Genomic DNA, 19,280 nt, shown 5'->3' with positions numbered 1-19,280 from the left:
GGCGCAGGCCGAGGCCATGCTGTCGGCCGTGCATTTCCAGGTGGTGATTCTCGATCTCGGCCTGCCCGACGAGGATGGCATGAGCCTGCTGCAGCGCTGGCGCGCGGACGGTATGGCGCTGCCGGTGCTGGTGCTGACCGCACGCGACGCCGTGGAAGACCGCGTGGCCGGACTGCGCGCCGGCGCGGACGATTACCTGCTCAAGCCGTTCGATCTCGACGAACTGGTCGCGCGTCTGCATGCGCTGCTGCGCCGCGCCGCAGGGCGCAGCGTGGATGTCATCGAGCAGGGCGCGTTGCGCCTCGACCCGGACCGCGGCGAAGTCTCTCTGAATGGACATCCGGTGGTGTTGTCGCGGCGCGAAATGGCGCTGCTGGCCGCGTTGCTGCATGCGCGCGGGCGCATCCTCAGCGTCGACCAGCTCAAGGACAGCCTGTACGGTTTCAGCGAGGAGATCGAGAGCAATGCGCTCAATGTGCATATCCACCATCTGCGGCGCAAGCTCGGCGCCGAGCTGATCGAAACCGTGCGCGGCGTCGGCTATCGTTTCAACATGGCGAGCGCATGAGCCTGCGCCTGCGCTTGCTGCTGATGATTGGCATCTCGCTGAGCCTGCTGTGGGGCGGGGTCGCGGTGTGGATGCTGCGCGACCTGGAAAACGAGATGCGCCGCACGCTGGATCAGCGACTCGCGATGTCGGCGCGCATGGTGGCCGGGCTGGTCTCGCAGAACCCTGCCGCGTGGGATACGCGCAGCGGGACAGCAGGCGTCTCCACGCTGACCGTGCCGGCGACGGCAAAAGGACTCGCCTGCCAGGTCAGCTCGCTGCGCGGCGAGGTGTTCGCGCGCACCCCGGGCGCCGCGCCCGCCGCCATCGCAACGACCACGCCTGGTTTTGCCGAGCGCGAAATAGACGGCGAGCGCTGGCGCAGCTTTACCGTAGAAGCGCACGGTTTGCGCATCACCACCGCGGATCGCCTGGCCGAGCGCAATACGCTGCTGCGCGACGTGATGGTCGCCGCGATCGTGCCGTTTGTGGTTGCGCTGATCGGCAGCCTGATGATGCTGTGGATCGGCGTCAGAAGCGGGCTGGTGCCGTTGGAACGCCTGCGCCAGGCGCTGGCTCGCCGTGCGCCGGATGCGCTGACGCCGATTCCCGATGCGCCGATGCCGCGCGAGTTGCAGCCGCTGGTCGATACGCTGAACCAGTTGCTGGAAAGAATGCGGATGACCATCAGCCGCGAACGCCGCTTTACCAGCGATGCCGCGCACGAATTGCGCACGCCGCTCACCGCACTCAAAACCCACCTGCAAGTTGCCCGCATCACCCACGGAAAGGACGCCGAGACGGCACTGGATTACGCGGAAGAAGGCGCGTCGCGGCTGCAGCACACCTTGCAGCAACTGCTGACGCTGGCGCAAGTGGAAGGGCCCTTTTCCTGGGACGCGACGCAGCGCACGGATGCCGACGAAGTCGCCCGCCTGGCGATGCGCGATGCGGCACCCGGTACACCCGAGCGCATCGAATTAGTCAGCGGTGGTCCCCAAGTCGAACTGGCGCTGCCGCAGGCGCTGGCCGTCACCGCGCTGCGCAATCTGCTCGACAATGCACTGCGTCACGCGCCGGCGGAACACCCCGTCAGTCTGGAAATTCAGTCCACGCAAGACACCGTCTGTTTCCGCGTGTGCGACAGCGGGCCGGGGCTCAGCGCCGATGAGCTGACGCGGGTCACGCAACGTTTCTGGCGGCGCGACACGGGTCGCGGCAGCGGACTGGGACTCGCTATCGTGGTGGCCATTACCGAGCGTTGCGGCGGATCACTCGCGCTGGCGCAGCGCCCCACGGGTGGACTGGAGGCGAAGTTGACCTTGCCAAGAGCGAAACGGGGTGACCCGAACTTTGACTAGAGCGAATCGCAAACAATAAGGAATCCACCGCTGGACATGCGCGCTCGGCCCATCCGGCCAGACAGGGCATGCGTATCCCGTTTCCCGGCCCAGACGGGGCCGGAACTCGCGTACGCTTTTCACAGTCGGCTTTGAGACTCGTTTAGAATCGTCCTACCTTGAACCCCATTCCGTATTGCTCCCTGTTGTGCGCATCGCTTGCGCTGTGGCCGTCGTGGGGCTACGCGGCCACGCCCGAACTGCCCGCGCGGCCTGGCACTTTCTGGCTGCAGATCGATACGCTTCCCGTGCAGCCGCAGTCGCCGGCCGCGCGAGCCGCCACCGTTCGCTTTGACAGCCTGGCCGCACTCACCGAACACGCTCTGCGCGAGCGTCCCGATTCGCGTGCCGCCTGGCTCGGCATTCAGGCCGAGGCCGCGCGGCTGGATGTCGCCAGCGCCGCCAACTGGCCCACCCTCACCGGGCAATTGAGCTTTACCCAGAGCCGCGCGCTGTCGAGTTCAGGTGCGTCGGTACCGACGCTGCATCGCTATGGCCCCAGTCTCGGCCTCGCCTATGTGCTCTACGACTTCGGCGCGCGCGCAGCCAGTATCGACGCCCAGCGCTACCAGCTGATTGCTGCGCTGCTGAACAACAACCGCGCGCTGCAGGACACGGTCGCCGAAGTGGAGACCGCTTATTTTGCAGTGCTCGCCGCGCGCGCGCAGCGGGCGGCGCAGGCGGAGCAGGAAGCCGCGCTGCGGGCCAGTTTCGACGCGGTCGAGCTGCGCCTGCGCGGCGGGCTGGCGGCGCGCGCCGACCAATTGCGCGCGCGCGCCGCCTTGAGCGAAGCGACGCTTGCGCGGCAGTTGGCGGAGCGGGATATCGCCAAGGCCGAGGCCATGCTGAAACAGGCGGCGGGCATCGAACAGACGCGTCCGCTGCTGCTCGACTGGGAAACCACGCCGCCGCCCGTGCTGGATAGCGCGACCCTGCTGGCCGAACTGCTGGCCGAGGCCGAACAGCAGCGTCCCGATCTGCGCGCCCTGCAGGCCGCCGCAGCAAGCGCGCGTGCCGAGGCCGAACGCGCGCGGGCGGCGCGCTGGCCGAGCCTGTCGCTGGCCGCCAACAGCGGGCGCACCTTTTTTCTGGAAGATGAACGGTCGCCGTCGACCACTTACAGCGTCGGGGTGAACCTGTCGGTGCCGCTGTTCGACGGCGGCAGGCTGGCGGCACAGGCGCGCGCCGCTGAGCGTGATGCCGAGCGCCTGCAGGCCGAGGCCGATGGCCAGCGCAGCCAAGTGTCCCTGGCGGTGACCGAGGCGTATCACGACGTGCGTCACGCGCAGGCGCAGCGCGAGGGCGTGGCGGTGCAGTTCGATAGCGCCAGCGAATCGGCGCAGGCCGCCGAGGCACGCTATCGCGCCGGCATCGGCAGCCTGCTGGAATGGCTGACCGCGCAGGCCGATCTGGCGCGCGCGCGGCAGGCGCAGGCGCAGGCCGACAGCGACTGGCTGGCCGCATTTTCCCGTCTGAACCATGCGCTGGGCCGCTTGCCCGCCATCACATATGAAAGAAATCCATGAACCTGGAAAATGCGGTTCACCACAGAGGCACAGAGACACAGAGTTGAAAAGCAAAGAAAAAGTCCTGAAAAGTCCTGTACGCATCATTCACCGGTTTGGTGATGGCACGTCTTCCTGCAACCCATTGTTTTCTCTGTGTCTCTGTGTCTCCGTGGTGAATGAATTGAGGTTTTCAAGATGAAAGTTCGCATGCTTGTCACCGTCATCGTGCTGGCGCTGATCGCCGGCGTGGTGTATCGCACCCAGATCGCGGGAACTGGTGACGACAAGAAAGGCGGCGGCGAGCGGGCGCTTGCGGTGAAGACCGTGGCGGTGGCGGTGCGCGACTTCCCGCGCGTGATCGATCTGCCTGGCACGCTGGAAGCGGCGCAGCAGGTGGCGATCGTCGCCCAGGCCAGCGGCACGGTGCTGCGGCAGCATGTGCAGGAAGGCGCCCAGGTGCGGGCGGGCGAGGTGCTGTTTACGCTGGACGCGCGGCCGGCACAGGCGCGCATCGCGCAAAGCCAGGCGGCGCTGGCCGGCGCGCGCGCCGAAACCGCCGAGGCGGAACAGAAGCTGGCGCGCCTGGCGCCGCTGATGCCGCCGGGCTACATCAGCCAGCAGGAATTCGACGACGCCCGGGTGGCGCTGGAGTCGGCGCGCGCACGCGCCGGCAGCGTGCGCGCCGAACTGGAGTCGGCGCGCATCGAGGTCGGTCACGCGCAGATCCGCACGCCGATCGCCGGACGCGTCGGGCGCATCGCGATCCGTCAGGGCAGCCTGGTGCAGGCCGGCGGCGAGCCGCTCACCACGATTGTCGCGCCGGGTGCGCTCGACGTGCGCGCGGGGCTGGCCGAGGCCGACTGGCCGCAGGTCATCGCGGCGCGCGCGGCGGGCAAGGTGATGGCCGAGGTGACGCCGGACTCACCCGGCGCGGACGCTCGGCAGGCGACCGCCGTGCGGGGCGAACTGGTGTTCGTCGACACCCAGCTCGATCCCGCCACCGGTGCGGTGCCGCTGAAGGTGCGGATCGAAGGGTCGCCGGGTGCCCTGATGCCGGGGCAGGGCGTGCGGCTGCGACTGATGCTGGGTAGCCTGGCCAACGTGAAAGTACTGCCCGAGGCGACGCTGCAGCAGGGGCAGGAAGGCACGTATGTCTATGTGGTGCGCGACGGCCGCGCGGTGGTGCAGCCGGTACGCGCGACCCACAGCCTCGATGGGCAGCTGGTGGTCGAGGGGGATTTGCAGGCGGGCGAGGCGGTGCTGATCGAAGTCCCCAAGCGGCTGAAGGCGGGCGGCCAGGTCAAGCTCGAAGGCGCGCCAGCGGAAAAGAAACCGGGCAAGGCGGGATCGTGATGCCGAAACAATCCATGCGCTTCACACTTGATTCGCGCGCCCCGACATGAATCCATCACGCATCTTTATCGAACGTCCGGTCGCCACGCTGATGCTGGTGCTGGCGATGGTGCTGTTCGGCGCGCTGGCCTACAAGCAGCTGCCGGTGAACGATCTGCCGCAGGTTGATTTTCCGACCCTGCGCATCAGCGCCAGCCTGCCGGGCGCCAACCCCGAGACCATGGCCAACACGGTGGCGATGCCGCTGGAACGCCAGTTGTCGACGGTGCCGGGGATCGAGTCGATGAGTTCGCAGTCAAGCCAGGGCTCGACCAGCATCACGCTGCAGTTCGAGCTCGCGCGCGACATCGACGCCGCCGCGCAGGACGTGCAGACCGCGATCGCGCAGGCGGCGCGCAACCTGCCCGCCGGCATGGATCCGCCCCAGTTGCGCAAGATCAACCCGGCTGATTCGCCCATCCTCTATCTGGCGCTGTCGGCCGAGCGCCTGCCGCTGACCGAACTCGACGCGATTGCCGACTCGCGGGTGGCGCAGCGCCTGTCTGGCCTCTCCGGTGTGGCGCAGGTGCTGGTGTTCGGCTCGCAGAAATACGCGCTGCGGCTGTATCTCGATCCGGCCAAGTTGCAGCAGCGCGGGCTGAGTTTTTCCGACGTCACCCAGGCGGTTCAGTCTGCCAATGCCAACCTGCCGTCGGGCACGCTCGACGGCGCCAGCCGCGCCTACACGGTGAAGGCGCCGGTGACGCTCGCCAACGCGGCCGACTTCGGCGACATCATCGTGGCCTACAAGGATGGCGTGGCGCTCAGGGTGAAGGACCTCGGGCGCGCCGAGGACAGCGTCGAAAACGACAAGACGCGCACCTGGTACAACGGCACCCGCGCCATCGTGCTGGCGGTGCAGCGCCAGCCGGGGGCCAATACGGTCGAGGTGGCCGAACGCATCCGCGCGATGCTGCCGCAGATCGTCGCTGATCTGCCGGACGGGGTGAACCTGCAGGTCCATTTCGACCGCTCGCTGTTCGTCAAGGACTCGATGCATGAAGTCAATTTCACCCTGATTCTGGCACTGGTCCTGGTGATCCTGGTCATCTTCGCCTTTTTGCACAATGTGCGCGCCACGGTGATCGTCGCGCTGGTGCTGCCGAGCACGCTCTTGGGCACCTTTGCCTTCATGCACCTGGCGGGCTACAGCCTCAACAACCTGTCGCTGATGGCGATCATCCTGGCGATCGGCTTCGTGGTCGACGACGCGGTGGTGGTGATCGAGAACATCACGCGCCACCTGGACATGGGCAAGTCGCGCTATCAGGCCGCGCTCGACGGCACGCAGGAAATCGGCTTCACCGTGGTGTCGATGACGGTGTCGCTGGCGGCGGTGTTCCTGCCCATCCTGTTCATGGGCGGCATGATCGGGCGCTTGTTCCAGGAGTTCGCCATCAGCATCGCCGTCGCCGTGCTGCTGTCCGGCGTGGTGGCGCTGACCCTCACGCCGATGCTGTGCGCGCGCGGGCTGTCGCATGAAGCGCTCAACAACCCCGTGTCGCGCGCTTTCGAGGCGGGATTCAGGCGCTTCCAGGATTTTTACGGCGCCACCCTGCGCGCCAGCATGCGCCATCGCGGCGCCATGCTGCTGCTGTCGGCGGCGGTGCTGGGCGGCATGCTGTGGCTGGCCGGCCAGGTCAAGCAGGGCTTCATCCCGCGGGTCGATTCCGGGATGATTTTCGCCGGCATCCAGTACCCGGAGGGCATCCCGTTCGAGGAGCTTTCCACCCGCCAGCAGCGCATCGCCGACATCGTGCAGAAGCATCCCGCGGTCGCAGGCCTGATGTCGAGTGCCGGGCAGGCCGGGGGCGGCATCAGCGGGTCCAATGTCGGGCGGCTGGTGATTCGCCTCGCGCCGCGCGATACGCGCATCGGCGCCGACGAAGTGATCGACGAATTGCGTGCGGCGACGCGCAAGGTCAGCGGTGTCAATGTCACGCTGCAGAATCCGGCGTCGATCAATGTCGGCTCGCTGATTGCCAGCAGCGACTATCAGCTGACCCTGAAGTCGAGCGATTTCGAAGCGCTGAAGGCCGCCGCGGTCGCGGTCGAGAAGCGCCTCGACGAGCTGCCGCTGCTGGTCGACGTCAACAGCAACCTCGAGCTGCGCAATCCCGAATTGCGGGTGGTCCTCGACCCGGTGCAGGCGGCGCGGCTCGGCATCAGCGCGCAGCAGGTGCAGCAGACGCTATACGACGCGCTCGGCGGGCGCCGCATCAGCGAGATCTACGGCGTCGACGACCAGTACACAGTCAGCCTGAAAATCCTGCCCGAAGCGCAGCTCAATCCGTCCATCCTCGGCCAGTTGCCGTTGCGCACCGCTTCGGGCGAACTGACCCGACTCGATGCGGTGACCAAGATCGAGGCTGGCGTGGGGCCGATCGCGGTGTATCACTATGGCCAGCAGCCGGCGGTCACGCTGTCGTTCAACCTGGCACCCGGCGCGTCGCTCAACGCCGCGCTCGATGCGGCGCTGGCTGCCGCCAACGAGGTGCTGCCGTCCGATGTCAGTGCCGAGCTCACCGGCGCGGCGCAGAAATTCCAGGAGTCAACCGTCACGCTACCCTTGTTGTTGTTGTTCACCGTCGTGATCATCTACATGGTGCTGGCGGTGCTGTACGAACACCTCGGCCATCCGCTCACCATCCTCACTGCCTTGCCGCTGGCGGGCTTTGGCGCGTTGCTGGTGCTGTTGCTGCTGGGCGAGGAACTCAACATCTTCAGCTTCGTCGGCATCATCCTGCTGGTGGGTCTGGTGAAGAAGAACGGCATCATGATGATCGACTTCGCCCTGACCCGGCAGCGCGCGGGGATGAGCGCCGAGGACGCCATCGTCGAAGCCAGCCTGGTCCGTCTGCGCCCCATCATGATGACCACCTTCGCGGCCATCTTCGCCACCCTGCCGATCGCCATCGGCTTCGGCGCCGGCGCCGAAGCGCGGCGGCCGCTCGGAATCGCCGTGGTCGGTGGCCTGCTGTTCTCGCAGTTCTTCACGCTCTACATCACGCCCACCTTCTACGTGAGCATGGCGCGGATGGAAGCGGCGCTCAGACGCTGGCGGGCACGGTCCGCCTGATTAAACTGGAAAAAGGCAGTTAACCACAGAGACACAGCGGCACAGAGAAAACAATAGGTTGCAGGAAGACTTACCGTCTCCAAACCGGCGAATGATGCGTACAGGACCTTTTCCTGTTTTTCAACTCTGTGCCTCTGTGCCTCTGTGGTGAATGAACTGTTAAGTTAAACCAGCCAGGCCAGCGCGGCATAGCGCGCCAGCTTGCCCAGCGTCACCAGCAGCAGAAAACTGCCCACGCCGACGCGCAGCACGCCGGCCACCAGACACAGCGGATCGCCGACCACCGGCAGCCAGGCCAGCAGCAAGCTGGGCCGGCCGTAGCGGGCAAACCAGCGTTCGGCACGCGCGGCGCGTAGCTCGGCCTTTTCGCTGCGCCGCACCGCCTGTCGGCCGAAGCGCCCCATGCCGTAGGTGATGAGGCTGCCGAGCACGTTGCCGACGGTGGCCGTCACCACGCTGGCAAACGGGTCGGCGCCCTGGTGCAGGCGATACAGCAGCAGCGCTTCGGAGCCGCCGGGAAACAGGGTGGACGACAGCAGCGCCGACCCGAACAGCGTCCAGTCCATCGCCGCCGGTCAGCCCGGCGTGCAGTCGCCGAGACGCTTCGCGTTCAGCTTCTGGCTGAATTCGCCCATGCCTTCCATCGCCGGGACGAAGCGCCCGCTCATCAGGACGTCGTAGCCGGTGGCATGGGTGGTGCCGCTGGCGCGGCCCACCATGCGCTGGCCGCCTTGCATGGCGCAGTTGAAGTCATAGCTGACCTGATTGCCGCGCTCACTCAGCTTGCTGATCGTGCAGTCCTTGTTCTCGTTGGCGGCATAGGCCTTGCCGTCGGCGACATCCTGGGCGGTGAGGCATTGCCGGAACGTCATCACCGGCATCTGCATCGGTATGCCTTTCATCACGATCTGCATTGAAATGTCATACAGGCCGGGCTGCAGGGTGGGTGCCGCGGCAGCGGGCAGGGCGGTCAGGATGAGCAGGGCGGCGGTCAGCAGGGGGCGCATGGTGGATTCCCGGGATTTTGAGGAAAGCAAAGTGTTGCATAGTGCCTGCCCGGATTAAAGCGATTGATATTTTCAATCGTGTTTATCCAGATTATCCGTTGGATCGAATTATTGTCTGCCTCTAATATTCGACCTGTCTTGATTGACAACGTAAATCAACCACACAGGAGCGAATCATGCAGAACACGAAATCCCCGACCATCCAGAACCTCGAAGCCGCCTTTGCCGGCGAGTCGATGGCCCACATCAAGTACATGTGGTTCGCCCGCCAGTGCCGCAAGGCCGGCGACGAAGCCACCGCCAAGGTGTTCGAGGACACAGCCGCACAGGAAATGCTGCACGCCTTTGGCCACGCCGAGCTGCTGTTCGCCGACGAGGACATGACCCCGGCCAAGTGCCTGCAGTATGCGATCGATGGCGAAACCCACGAATACACCGAGATGTATCCCAAGTTCCGTCACGAGGCGATGCAGGAAGGCCATGACGCCGCAGTGGCCGAGATCGACGAGCAGATCGTCGAATCGAAAGCGCACGCCGAGATGTTCAAAAGCGTGCTGGAAAAGGCAGCCAAGCGTTTCGCCGCGCTGGCCAAAGTGGAAGAGAAGCACGCGAAGCACTACCAGGCGCAAAAAGACGCGATTGCCGCCTGAACGAATCACTGAAGACTATTTGATCACTTGAAAGGACACATCATGAAAGCTTGGCAATGCATCGTTTGCGGTTACATCTATGACGAATCCAAAGGTGACCCGGAGCACGGCATCGCCCCCGGCACCCGCTGGGAGGACGTGCCGGAAGGCTGGGAATGCCCGGACTGCGGCGTCTCCAAGGCCGATTTCGACATGGCCGAAATCACCGCTTGATCGTCGGCCACAACGGGAGGCGTTTTGAATGCCTCCCGCAATTTGAATCCAGGAGTTTGTCATGCATCCCATCGTCATTGTCGGTTCCGGCCTCGCCGGCTACACCCTGCTGAAGGAAATCCGCAAGCGCGACACGGAAACCCCGGTCACGCTCGTGACGGCGGACGGCGGCGTTTTCTATTCCAAGCCCAACCTGTCGAACGCGCTGGCCACCGGCCGGACGGCCGCAGCACTCGCCAGCGCCAGCTCGGAGAAGATGGCGGCCGACCAGAACGCGACGGTGCTGACGCACACTCGCGTCACCGCGATCGACACGCAGGGCCAGCGCATCCGTACCGAAACCGGCGAGATTGAATACAGCCAACTGGTGCTCGCCCTCGGCGCCGATCCGTTCCCGCATGGCCTGTCCGGCAGCGGCGCAGCCGGTGTGCTGGCGGTGAATGACCTGGCCGATTACGCCGCCTTCCGCAGCGCCATCGACGGCAAAAAGCGCATCACCGTGCTCGGCGGCGGCCTCATCGGCTGCGAGTTCGCCAACGATCTGGTGCACGCCGGCTTCGCAGTCGACGTGGTGCACCTAGGCGCGTGGCTGCTGGAGCGCCTGTTGCCGGTCGAAGCCGGCCAGCGCCTGGCCGACAGCCTCGCCGTGCTGGGGGTGAACTGGCATTTCGGGCGCACCGGAAAAAGTGTCGAGCGGACGGCTGACGGCTATCGGATCGAACTGGACAACGGCGAAACCATCGCGGCGGACGCCGTGCTGTCGGCGATCGGCCTGCGCCCGCGCACCCAGCTGGCGCAGGCGGCCGGCATCCCGGTCGGGCGCGGCATCCAGACCAATGGCCTGCTGGAAACTGGCGCAGCCAACGTGTATGCGATGGGCGATTGCGCAGAAGTGGAAGGCCTCAACCTGCCCTACGTGCAGCCGCTGATGGTGCAGGCGCGCGCGCTCGCCGCCACCCTCACCGGCGCCCCGACCCCGGTGGTGTATCCGCCGATGCCGGTGATGGTGAAAACCCCGGCGCACCCGGTGGCGGTGCTGCCGCCCAAGATCGGCGCGGTGGGCGACTGGAAAGTCGAATGCAGCGACACCGGCATCTGCGCGCTGCATGTGGATGAGGCCGGCCGGCTGCAGGGCTTCGCGCTCACCGGCAGCGAGACGGCGCGGCGCAACACGCTGGCGAAGGAGGTTGTGGCTTGAGATTCAGGCTACAGGGGGCATGGGCTGCAGCGCGTCGATCAGCGGGCAGCTTACCTGGCCGCGGTGGCTGGCGCAGCGATCGACCAGCTGCGCTAGCGCTGCTTCGATCCGCTGCAGATCGCTCAAGCGCTGGCGCACATCAGTGAGCTTGTGCTCGGCGATCGCGCGCGCTTCCGAGCAATGCGCGCCGTCGTCCAGCTTCAGGAGCTGCGCAATTTCGTCCAGCGTGAAGCCGATGCGCTGGGCCGCCTTGATGAACAGCACCCTCGCCACGTCGGCTTCGGCGTAGTGGCGGATGCCGCCCAAGGGCTTGTCCGGCTCGGTCAGCAGGCCGCGGCGCTGATAGAAGCGGATGGTTTCGACGTTGACGCCCGCTGCGCGCGCCAAGGCCCCGATGGTATGTCCCAGGGTGGTCATCTGATCTCCTGAAAAAAATCGCTTGACACCGTAGTATGGTACGGTACTTAGGCTTGCGACAACTTATCTCTAAAGGAGAAATCATGTTGCAAGAGAAAACCGGGCGCTTGCCGCTCGTCGGCGGCGTCATCGCTGCCATCGCCGCCTCTCTGTGCTGCGTCGGTCCCCTGGTGCTGGTCATGCTCGGCATCGGCGGCGCCTGGATGGCGAATCTCGCCGCGCTGGAGCCGTTCCGGCCCTACTTCCTCGGGGCAGCCATCATTGCCCTGTTCTTCGCCTGGAAGAAAATCTACCGGGCGCCAGCGGCGGCCTGCACGCCGGGCTCCCTGTGCGCCATGCCCCAGACCAACCGCATCTATAAGGTGCTGTTCTGGATTGTGGCTGTGCTCGTCGTTCTCGCCATGATCTTTCCCTACCTCGCCCCGCTGTTCTACTAAAGGAATCTCGCCATGAAAAAACTGATTCTCGCCTCGATCCTGGTTTTTGCCTTCACCGATGCTGCGTTCGCCGCCGTGCGCACCGTCACGCTTTCCGTGCCCGGCATGTACTGCGCAGTCTGTCCGATCACCGTGAAGAAGGCCCTGGAAAAAGTGCCCGGCGTCTCCAAGGTCAATGTGTCCTATGAGAAAAAAGAAGCCGTCGTGAGCTTCGACGATGCCAAAACCACCATCAAGGCGCTGGAAGATGCCACCTTCGAGGCGGGCTATGAATCCTCCCTCAAGGCGACCGGCAAGGAAGACAGCGCAAAATGAGCGAACAGATTCTCCACGTGACCGGCATGACTTGCGACCACTGCGCCGCGTCAGTGAAACAATCCCTGTTGTCAGTAGCCGGTGTAAAGGGCGCCGAGGTTTCATACGCCGACGCTACAGCCCGCGTGGAAGTGTCCGCGGACACGACGGCCGCCGCACTGCTCGACGCAGTGCGCGCCAGGGGCTATGGCGCGGAAGTCGTGGGTAGCGCCTCGCCAAGGGCCAAAGCAAAACTCAGCGTCGCCATCATCGGAACCGGTTCGGCAGCCTTTGCCGCCGCCATCCGCGCCGTTGAGGAAGGCGCCGCGGTGACCGTGATCGAAGCCTCTACCACCGGCGGCACCTGCGTCAACGTCGGCTGCGTGCCCTCGAAGATTCTGATCCGCGCCGCCCAAGTGGCGCACCTGCAAGCCCGGCATCCTTTTCCCGGGCTGGCCAGGCATGCGCCGACGCTCGATCGCAAGGCGCTGGTCGCGCAACAACAGGCCCGGGTGGAAGAACTGCGCCACGCGAAATACGAAAGCATTCTGGAAACCAATCCGGGCATCAGCCTGCTGCGCGGCTTTGCGCGCTTCGAGGACGCCAAAACCCTCGTCGTGCGTCAGGCGGACGGAACCGAGACGCGCCTCACGTCGGATCGCATCCTGATCGCCACCGGCCGCTTGCCGCAGATTCCGGACGTGCCGGGGCTTGCTGGCACCCCGTTCTGGTCCTCCACCGAGGCGCTGGTCGCCGATGAAACACCGGCCCACCTCATCGTCTATGGCGGCTCGGTGGTCGCGCTGGAACTCGCGCAGGCGTTTCTGCGCCTGGGCAGCCGCGTCACCCTGGTGGCGCGCGGCACCCTGCTGTCGAAGGAAGACCCGGCCATCGGCGAGGCGCTCAAGGCGGTACTGATCGAGGAAGGCATGCGGGTGCTCACGGACACCGCTGTTACCGCCGTGCACTTCGATGGCAGCGCATTCGAGCTGGAAACCAGCGCGGGATGCGTGAGCGGCGACAAGCTGCTCGTCGCCACCGGGCGCAAACCCAACACGGCGGGGCTCGCCCTCGACCGCGCCGGCGTCACCATGGATGCCAGTGGCGCCATCGTCGTCGACGACCACCTGCGTACCTCGGTGCCGCACATCCATGCGGCCGGCGATTGCACCAACGCGCCGCAGTTCGTCTACGTGGCGGCGGCGGCCGGCACCCGTGCGGCGATCAACATGACCGGCGGCGATGCGGCCCTCGACCTCTCCGTGGTGCCCGCCGTGGTGTTCACCGATCCGCAGGTGGCCACGGTGGGGCTTACCGAAGTGCAGGCGAACACGCTTGGCATGGACACCGACAGCCGCACATTGACGCTCGACAACGTGCCGCGTGCCCTGGCCAACTTCGACACGCGCGGCTTCATCAAGCTGGTGGCGGATAGGAAGACCGGACGCCTGCTGGGTGCGCAGGTGTTGGCGGCAGAAGGCGGCGAGATCATCCAGACCGCCGCGCTGGCCATCAGGAACCGCATGAGCGTGGCTGATCTGGCAGGACAGTTGTTCCCCTACCTCACCATGGTGGAAGGACTCAAGCTGTGCGCCCAGACCTTCACCAAGGACGTGAAACAGTTGTCCTGCTGCGCGGGATGAACCCTCTGGCGCTCAGGGGCGCCAGTAGCGGTAGCCCTGCATTTGCAGCCGGATCATCTCCGGCGCGCCGGCGGAAACGAACTCCACTTCCAGCGGGAAATCGGCGTCGGTGTGGCCGTGGCTGCGCATGCTGATGCGGCAGGCCTTGAAGCGGACGCCTTCGCGCGCCAGCGCGGCGAGCAGGGTCGCGGTATCGCTGTTGTCCGCCAGCAGCGAAGCGATGCCGCCCTCGTAGGCCACCACTTCGACTTTTACTTTGTGCGGCCCGATATCTTCCAGCACTTTGGCAATTTGCAAAAACGCGCGCCGCTGGGCATCGGAGTCGCCCACGGTCATCTGCATGACGAAGGGCACGGCTTGCGTATCAGCGGCATGGGCGCTGGCGCCATACAGCGCGAGCAGGGCAAGCAGCAAAGCAGTTCGCAACAGGACGGGCATGGCAATTCCTAGGCGGCAAGGTCGGGGATGAAAAAGAAATAGGCGTTGAGCATGTACAGCCCGGAAAGAATCAGCAGCAGCGCGCCGATGATCTCGAAGGCTTTTTGCCAGTGCTGCAAGGGCCTCAGGCTTTCCAGCCAGCCGACCGCCCACGCGCCGAGCATGATAGGCACGGCGCGCCCCAGGGCAAAAGCGAGCAACAGCGTTGCGCCGAACAGGGGCGAGCCGATGCCGGTGGCCACCCCCAGCAGGATCACCAGTGCCGGCGTGCAAAACGGACACACCGCCACCGAAAACGGAATGCCGAGCAGGAACGCCCCCCATCCACTGCCGGCGCGCTTTGCCCGGAACCGGATGGCGGGGAGCGGCAGCCTGATCCAGCCCGGCCACATCAATCCCAGCAGGATCAGCAAGGGGCCGAGTACCAGGCCCCATTCACGCCCCAGGAGTTTCTGCACCCACTGGCTGCCGAAGCCGGCAGCCAGGCCCATGAAGACGTGGGTGACGATCATGCCGGCGATGAACATGCTGCCGAACAGCACGGCTTTCCTGGTCTCGTGGGCCTTGGTCACATAGGCGAGGGACACCGGGATGGCTGCGAGCGCGACCGGATTGAAGCTGAAAATGAACCCCGCCATGAAACCCACGCCAAGCGAAGCGAGGCTGGCTTGTTCCAGCGTGCTCTTCAAGGTTTCAAAATCCATCTCAAACGCCAGTCTGCCAAATCAAGAATGCCGCGCCCCACAACAGGAACGCGGTGAAGTAAGGGCTGAGTGAAGCCGCCCGGGAGAGAAACGCCCGCGCGTCCGCGCCCATACCGTGGGCGCTGCCCCATACGGTGGGCAGGCTGAACATGAGGGCAAAGAGCCCGCCCGCCAGGATGGCGAGGAGCGCTTGCTGCGCCAGCGCCGACAGGATGCCGACGATCAGCACCAGCGGCAGCGTGCAGGCCGGCAGCGTCAACCCCAGCTTGACCCCCTGCGACAGGCGATCACCACCGGGAAGCAGACGAAAAAATTTCAGATGCGGGACGGGAAGGTAAACCCTGCGCGTGACCAGATAGACGAGACCGATCGCGGCGAGCATGGCCATCGCCATGCCGGAAGACAGGGTCGCCAGGCCGACGCTGGCGGCCACGCCGAAAATCAGGGCCAGCAGCCCCGCCCGCGCCAGCAGCAGTTGCACCAGTGCAAGCGCGCGCTGTGTTCCACTCGCATGATGGGTGCGAGCCGCAAACAGGGTGTGGGTGGCGATGGTGCAGGGCTCGAAAAAGGCCAGAAAGCCGAGTGTCGCCGCCGCGGCGAACAGGAGCGAACTCATGACCGATCAAGCCGCCGCAGGAGCTCGGCACGCAACTTCACGGCGCTGGGCAGAGAGGTAAAAATCAGCTCGCCGTCGATCGCGATCGATGGCGAGGCCATGACGCCCAGATCCACGGCGTAGTCCATTTCCTCCAGGATGTTCACCTCGCGCCAGCTCACCCGATCGGGCCCCAACGCTTCCGCGACGCCTTTGAGCACCGTCCTGGCCTGGGCGCATTTGCCGCAGCCCGGCGAGGAAAATACTTCCACCTTAAGCATTGCGCGCCCTTTTCGTTTGCTTGGTCATGCTGTTTTCCAGTGCAGCTGCTGTTTTCCAGTGCAGCGAGAATCGGGCACGCGTCCAGCGGACGGGCCTCGTCATTGCAAATGGCGATCAGCTCGGAGAGTGCCCGGGACATCAGTTGCAATGCCCGAATCTTGTGTTCCAGGTGCAGCTTCTTGGTCACCGCCACGCTTTTCACATCCTTGCAGCAGGCCGCATCGCTGCTTTTCAGAGCGAGCAACTCGCGGATATCGGCCAGACTGAAACCACACTCCTGCGCCTGCCGAATGAAACGCAAACGCCGAACCGCTCGCTCGTCGTATAGGCGATAGCCCGCTTCGGTTTTGCGGGCGGACGCGAGCAAGCCTTCTTTTTCGTAATAACGAACGGTATCCGCCGTGCCCCCGCCCTGCTGCGCGAATTTTCCGATGGTGTGCATGACAGCCTCCTTCATTCAGGAAAAGTGTAAACCCTGGAGTGCGCTCCAAAGTCAAGCCAAATGGATGGCCCGCTGGAAAGCAGCGATGGATTCGGTAACTTCGAGCGGCAGTGCGGTGATACAAAGGCGTGCTATCGAAGCCCTGCCGGACCCACGGGGCGCCGGCCGCGTTGGGTGCGCTGGGGAATTGTCTCAGGCGAGGTGATCGTTTCGGGCTGCGAGGTGCCCCGTCCGCGGCACGGGAAATCGCTCGGAAACCGGGTATTCGTGAGGGCGAGCGACTGCGGTGAAATCAGCCGAAAATTCGCCCGGCCGTGGTATGCGTGCCGCAAAGCGGAAATGGCAGGACTTATTATGAAATGCGTCAACAGGTCTTGCAGGGCTCCACCGGCAAGCCGCGCGCGATCCAGCCCGGCCCGGCGCCGCTGCCGGCCATTCCTTCCTTGATGTTGTAGACCTCGGTGAAACCGGCCTCCTGCAAGGCCTGCTGCATGTGGGTGGTGCGGTTGCCGGTGCGACAGATGATGCCGATCGGGGTATCGCGCTTGCCAGCCAGTTCGGCCGCGACCTGGCGCACGAAACCCGATTCGCCCTGCGGGTGGACCATGTTGATGCGCAGTGCGCCCTCGGCGACGCCGGTCTGGCGCCACTCGTCGGGCCGGCGAATGTCGATCAGCGTCAGCTGGCCAGCCTGGGCCTGCGCAAAGGCCTCGGGCGCGGTGAGGGTGGGACCGCTCTCGGTCGAACAGGCGGTGAGCGACAGCAGGGCGAGGGCGGCGGCAGCGGCGGGCAGGCGGTATAAGGACATGGTGACTCCGGTGTTGTTAAAGGGACTTCGCATAGTTTGCGGATTCGCGCAGAAGTTCCGTAGCGCCTGCATGGTCAGCACGCCCGACTTGCGCGAGAATGCCGCATGGACATCTTCCGCATCTTTCACCTGCAATGCGCGCGCCGGCTGCCCGCGCTGCCCGCATCCCATCCCTGCTCGCGCCTGCACGGCCATTCGTTCCGGGTCGAGCTCAGCGTCAGCGGCGACATCGACCCCACGCTCGGCTGGGTGCTCGACTTCGCCGACATCGAGGCGGTCTGGCGGCCCATCCACGCTGCACTCGATCATCGTCATCTCAACGACATCGCCGGGCTGGAAAACCCCACCAGCGAAAACCTGGCGGTGTGGCTGTGGCAGCAGCTCAAGCCCGCGCTGCCCGGTTTGTCTCAAATCAAAGTGATGGAAACGCACGATTCGGGTTGTGTCTATCGGGGGCAGCCCTAACTAAAAGGCAAGAGGTGTTAGTTTGACTGTTTGGTAAGGGCGGGAGCCGGCCAAAATACGACACTCATGGCGTCGCACGTGTTGCGGCGCGCGCCCAACATACCGCAGCCTTTTTTAACGCCATCGTGCAAATAGCACTTGCAATATTCTAATATTCGTTGGAATATTCGTTTCATGAACAAACGCCAAATCAAAGACCTGCTCTACGAAGAAGTCGCCCGTATCGGCAAGGCGGTTTCCAGCCCCAAGCGGCTGGAGTTGCTGGAACTGCTGGCGCAGAGCGAAAAAACCGTGGATGCCCTGGCCGCCGAAGCGGGCATCGACATCAAGCTGGCGAGCGCTCACCTCAAGGTGCTGAAAGCGGCACGGCTGGTGGTGGCGCAGCGCGATGGGCGCTTTATCGCCTATCGCCTGTCCGGTGAAGATGTCAGCGCGCTGTGGGTCAAGCTGCGCACGGTGGCCGAAGAACACCTGGTCGAGCTCAAAGTGGCGATGGACGGCATTTTTTCCGCGCCGGAAAAACTCGACGCCGAAACGCGGCGTTCGCTGATGAGCAAGGCGCGGCGCGGCGACGTGGTGGTGATCGATGTGCGTCCCACTGCCGAATACGCCAGCGGCCATCTGCCGTTTGCGCGCTCGATGCCGCTGGATGAAATTCGCCAGCGCATCAAGGAGCTGCCCGCCGACAAGGACATCGTCGCCTACTGTCGCGGACCGTTCTGCATGATGTCGGCCGAAGCGGTGACGCTGCTGCAGGAACACGGCTACCGCGCGCAGAAGATCGCTGACGGCACGGCTGAATGGCAGGCGGCGGGTTTGCCGCTGACCACATCCTGATCCCTTTTCCATTTCATTAGGGCACTTCTATAAATGCGTCATTTCCGTCATTGCGACCGCGAGCGTAGCGCGGCGGGAAGCAATCCAGCGCATTGGTTTAGGGAGACGCTGATTAATCCGTCTTCGCTCCTCGCGACGACGATTTATAGAAGTGCCCATTACATACCAAGGAGACCTCCATGTTTTTCCGTCAATTGCTGGCCAAAGACGCCACCCTGTCCTACTTTTTCGGCTGCGGTTCCTGCCATGTTGGCGTGGCCGTCGATCCGGTGCTCGGTGACGAGCAGTGGTTCATCGACGAAGCCGCCAAACAGGACGTGAAGATCACTCATGTCATCGACACCCATGTGCATGCCGATCATTTCTCGGGCGGCCGCGCGCTGGCGGAAAAAACCGGCGCGCTGTATTGCCTGCACGAATCGAACGGCAGCCGCATGAAATTTCCTTTCGAGCCGCTCACGGACGGCCAGCGCATCGAGGTCGGCAATGTTTTTGTCGACGTGCTGCACACCCCCGGCCACACGCCCGACTCGATCAGCCTGCTGGTGGCCGACAAACGTCGCGCGACGGCGGATGATGCGGCACCGTGGTTCGTGCTCACCGGCGACACCCTGTTCGTCGGCAGCGCCGGCCGCCCCGACCTGGCCGGCAAGGAAACCGAGATGGCGGGTCAGCTCTACGACACGCTGCACCAGCGCCTGCTGACGCTTGCGCCCGAGGTCGAGCTGTATCCCGGCCACACCTCCGGCAGCGCCTGTGGCGCCGGCATGTCGGGCAAACCCGCCTCGACTATCGGCTTCGAGAAGCGCTGGAATCCGATGCTGTCCATGAGCCGCGATGAATTCGTCGCCACGCTGACCGAATCGATTCCGCCGCGTCCCGCGGAAATGGATCGCATGGTTGCCTTCAACCTCGGTAACTGAA

At 64.9% G+C, this 19,280-nt stretch carries 23 protein-coding genes; 14 read left to right on the top strand and 9 right to left on the bottom strand.

All coding sequences use genetic code 11. The annotated features are described in order from the left end of the window. The 5 genes from ABW22_RS16295 to ABW22_RS16275 all read left to right on the top strand — a co-directional run. Window positions 1-568 (top strand): winged helix-turn-helix domain-containing protein (locus ABW22_RS16295; RefSeq protein ID WP_059759402.1); only part of this gene is annotated, 568 nt, incomplete at its 5' end. After that, window positions 565-1,908 carry an ATP-binding protein gene (locus ABW22_RS16290; protein ID WP_059759393.1) on the top strand — a complete coding sequence of 448 codons (1,344 nt, stop codon included), beginning with the start codon at window positions 565-567 and terminating at the stop codon, window positions 1,906-1,908. The genes ABW22_RS16295 and ABW22_RS16290, both read left to right, overlap by 4 nt. Window positions 1,909-2,066: 158 nt before the next feature. After that, window positions 2,067-3,473 carry a TolC family protein gene (locus ABW22_RS16285; protein WP_237763390.1) on the top strand — a complete coding sequence of 469 codons (1,407 nt, stop codon included), beginning with the start codon at window positions 2,067-2,069 and terminating at the stop codon, window positions 3,471-3,473. A 189-nt stretch (window positions 3,474-3,662) separates the two neighbouring features. Beyond that, complete coding sequence (locus tag ABW22_RS16280; protein ID WP_237763389.1) at window positions 3,663-4,808, top strand: efflux RND transporter periplasmic adaptor subunit; 1,146 nt, start codon at window positions 3,663-3,665, stop codon at window positions 4,806-4,808. Between the two features lie 46 nt (window positions 4,809-4,854). Next, window positions 4,855-7,926 carry an efflux RND transporter permease subunit gene (locus ABW22_RS16275; protein ID WP_059759386.1) on the top strand — a complete coding sequence of 1,024 codons (3,072 nt, stop codon included), beginning with the start codon at window positions 4,855-4,857 and terminating at the stop codon, window positions 7,924-7,926. A 164-nt stretch (window positions 7,927-8,090) separates the two neighbouring features. Here the strand turns inward: ABW22_RS16275 and ABW22_RS16270 are convergent, their stop codons facing one another. Both ABW22_RS16270 and ABW22_RS16265 read right to left on the bottom strand, forming a co-directional pair. Then, window positions 8,091-8,492 carry a YqaA family protein gene (locus ABW22_RS16270; protein WP_059759382.1) on the bottom strand — a complete coding sequence of 134 codons (402 nt, stop codon included), beginning with the start codon at window positions 8,490-8,492 and terminating at the stop codon, window positions 8,091-8,093. Between the two features lie 9 nt (window positions 8,493-8,501). Beyond that, on the bottom strand, window positions 8,502-8,933 hold the full coding sequence (locus ABW22_RS16265) for a DUF3617 domain-containing protein (RefSeq protein WP_059759379.1): 432 nt from the start codon (window positions 8,931-8,933) through the stop codon (window positions 8,502-8,504). Between the two features lie 176 nt (window positions 8,934-9,109). On the opposite strand from ABW22_RS16265, the gene ABW22_RS16260 reads away from it, so the two are divergent. From ABW22_RS16260 to ABW22_RS16250, 3 genes are all read left to right on the top strand, one after another. After that, entirely contained in the window at window positions 9,110-9,583 is a 474-nt protein-coding gene (locus tag ABW22_RS16260; protein ID WP_059759376.1) for a rubrerythrin family protein, read from the top strand. 42 nt (window positions 9,584-9,625) lie between these two features. Continuing rightward, the gene (locus ABW22_RS16255; RefSeq protein ID WP_059759373.1) at window positions 9,626-9,796 is read left to right on the top strand and encodes a rubredoxin; all 171 of its coding nucleotides are present in this window, start codon (window positions 9,626-9,628) and stop codon (window positions 9,794-9,796) included. A 61-nt stretch (window positions 9,797-9,857) separates the two neighbouring features. After that, window positions 9,858-10,994 carry an FAD-dependent oxidoreductase gene (locus ABW22_RS16250; RefSeq protein WP_059759370.1) on the top strand — a complete coding sequence of 379 codons (1,137 nt, stop codon included), beginning with the start codon at window positions 9,858-9,860 and terminating at the stop codon, window positions 10,992-10,994. A 3-nt stretch (window positions 10,995-10,997) separates the two neighbouring features. Here ABW22_RS16250 and merR read toward each other — a convergent pair whose 3' ends face one another. Next, window positions 10,998-11,411 carry an Hg(II)-responsive transcriptional regulator gene (gene merR / locus ABW22_RS16245; RefSeq protein WP_059759367.1) on the bottom strand — a complete coding sequence of 138 codons (414 nt, stop codon included), beginning with the start codon at window positions 11,409-11,411 and terminating at the stop codon, window positions 10,998-11,000. An 83-nt stretch (window positions 11,412-11,494) separates the two neighbouring features. Here merR and merT point away from each other — a divergent pair, with 83 nt between their 5' ends. From merT to merA, 3 genes are read left to right on the top strand one after another with little or no spacing between them, the layout of a single operon-like run. Next, a complete protein-coding gene (gene merT / locus ABW22_RS17085; RefSeq protein ID WP_059759365.1) occupies window positions 11,495-11,848 on the top strand; it encodes a mercuric ion transporter MerT in 354 nt (117 codons plus the stop codon). A 12-nt stretch (window positions 11,849-11,860) separates the two neighbouring features. Further along, window positions 11,861-12,163 carry a mercury resistance system periplasmic binding protein MerP gene (gene merP / locus ABW22_RS17080; protein WP_059759363.1) on the top strand — a complete coding sequence of 101 codons (303 nt, stop codon included), beginning with the start codon at window positions 11,861-11,863 and terminating at the stop codon, window positions 12,161-12,163. After that, the gene (merA, locus tag ABW22_RS16230; RefSeq protein WP_059759358.1) at window positions 12,160-13,785 is read left to right on the top strand and encodes a mercury(II) reductase; all 1,626 of its coding nucleotides are present in this window, start codon (window positions 12,160-12,162) and stop codon (window positions 13,783-13,785) included. Before merP ends, merA begins: the two co-directional genes overlap by 4 nt. 12 nt (window positions 13,786-13,797) lie before the next feature. On the opposite strand, the gene ABW22_RS16225 is transcribed toward merA, so the two are convergent. The 6 genes from ABW22_RS16225 to ABW22_RS16200 form a co-directional block, all read right to left on the bottom strand. Continuing rightward, window positions 13,798-14,223, bottom strand: coding sequence for a DsrE family protein (locus ABW22_RS16225; RefSeq protein ID WP_082709059.1), 426 nt, complete (start codon window positions 14,221-14,223; stop codon window positions 13,798-13,800). A gap of 8 nt (window positions 14,224-14,231) precedes the next feature. Further along, window positions 14,232-14,927 carry a cytochrome c biogenesis CcdA family protein gene (locus ABW22_RS16220; protein ID WP_059759350.1) on the bottom strand — a complete coding sequence of 232 codons (696 nt, stop codon included), beginning with the start codon at window positions 14,925-14,927 and terminating at the stop codon, window positions 14,232-14,234. A gap of 1 nt (window position 14,928) precedes the next feature. Next, on the bottom strand, window positions 14,929-15,543 hold the full coding sequence (locus ABW22_RS16215; protein WP_059759347.1) for a hypothetical protein: 615 nt from the start codon (window positions 15,541-15,543) through the stop codon (window positions 14,929-14,931). Then, entirely contained in the window at window positions 15,540-15,803 is a 264-nt protein-coding gene (locus tag ABW22_RS16210) for a glutaredoxin family protein (protein WP_059759342.1), read from the bottom strand. The genes ABW22_RS16215 and ABW22_RS16210 overlap by 4 nt, the downstream gene beginning before the upstream one ends. Next, a complete protein-coding gene (locus tag ABW22_RS16205) occupies window positions 15,701-16,246 on the bottom strand; it encodes a heavy metal-responsive transcriptional regulator (RefSeq protein ID WP_082709061.1) in 546 nt (181 codons plus the stop codon). The genes ABW22_RS16210 and ABW22_RS16205 overlap by 103 nt, the downstream gene beginning before the upstream one ends. Before the next feature lie 364 nt (window positions 16,247-16,610). Continuing rightward, window positions 16,611-17,054, bottom strand: coding sequence for a rhodanese-like domain-containing protein (locus ABW22_RS16200; RefSeq protein ID WP_059759338.1), 444 nt, complete (start codon window positions 17,052-17,054; stop codon window positions 16,611-16,613). A gap of 105 nt (window positions 17,055-17,159) precedes the next feature. Here ABW22_RS16200 and queD point away from each other — a divergent pair, with 105 nt between their 5' ends. The 3 genes from queD to ABW22_RS16185 all read left to right on the top strand — a co-directional run bounded on the left by queD (window position 17,160) and on the right by ABW22_RS16185 (window position 19,279). Next, window positions 17,160-17,519, top strand: a complete 360-nt coding sequence (gene queD, locus ABW22_RS16195) for a 6-carboxytetrahydropterin synthase QueD (RefSeq protein WP_059759333.1) — start codon at window positions 17,160-17,162, stop codon at window positions 17,517-17,519. Window positions 17,520-17,693: 174 nt separating this feature from the next. After that, window positions 17,694-18,356: an ArsR/SmtB family transcription factor gene (locus ABW22_RS16190; protein ID WP_059759330.1), complete on the top strand. Its 663-nt coding sequence runs from the start codon at window positions 17,694-17,696 to the stop codon at window positions 18,354-18,356. A gap of 179 nt (window positions 18,357-18,535) precedes the next feature. Next, the gene (locus ABW22_RS16185) at window positions 18,536-19,279 is read left to right on the top strand and encodes an MBL fold metallo-hydrolase (protein WP_059759326.1); all 744 of its coding nucleotides are present in this window, start codon (window positions 18,536-18,538) and stop codon (window positions 19,277-19,279) included. Window position 19,280 lies beyond the last annotated feature (1 nt).

The organism is Thiobacillus denitrificans, from assembly GCF_001530125.1.
Taxonomy (GTDB): domain Bacteria; phylum Pseudomonadota; class Gammaproteobacteria; order Burkholderiales; family Thiobacillaceae; genus Thiobacillus; species Thiobacillus denitrificans_C.
This window is presented reverse-complemented; position numbering and strand designations above follow the sequence as displayed.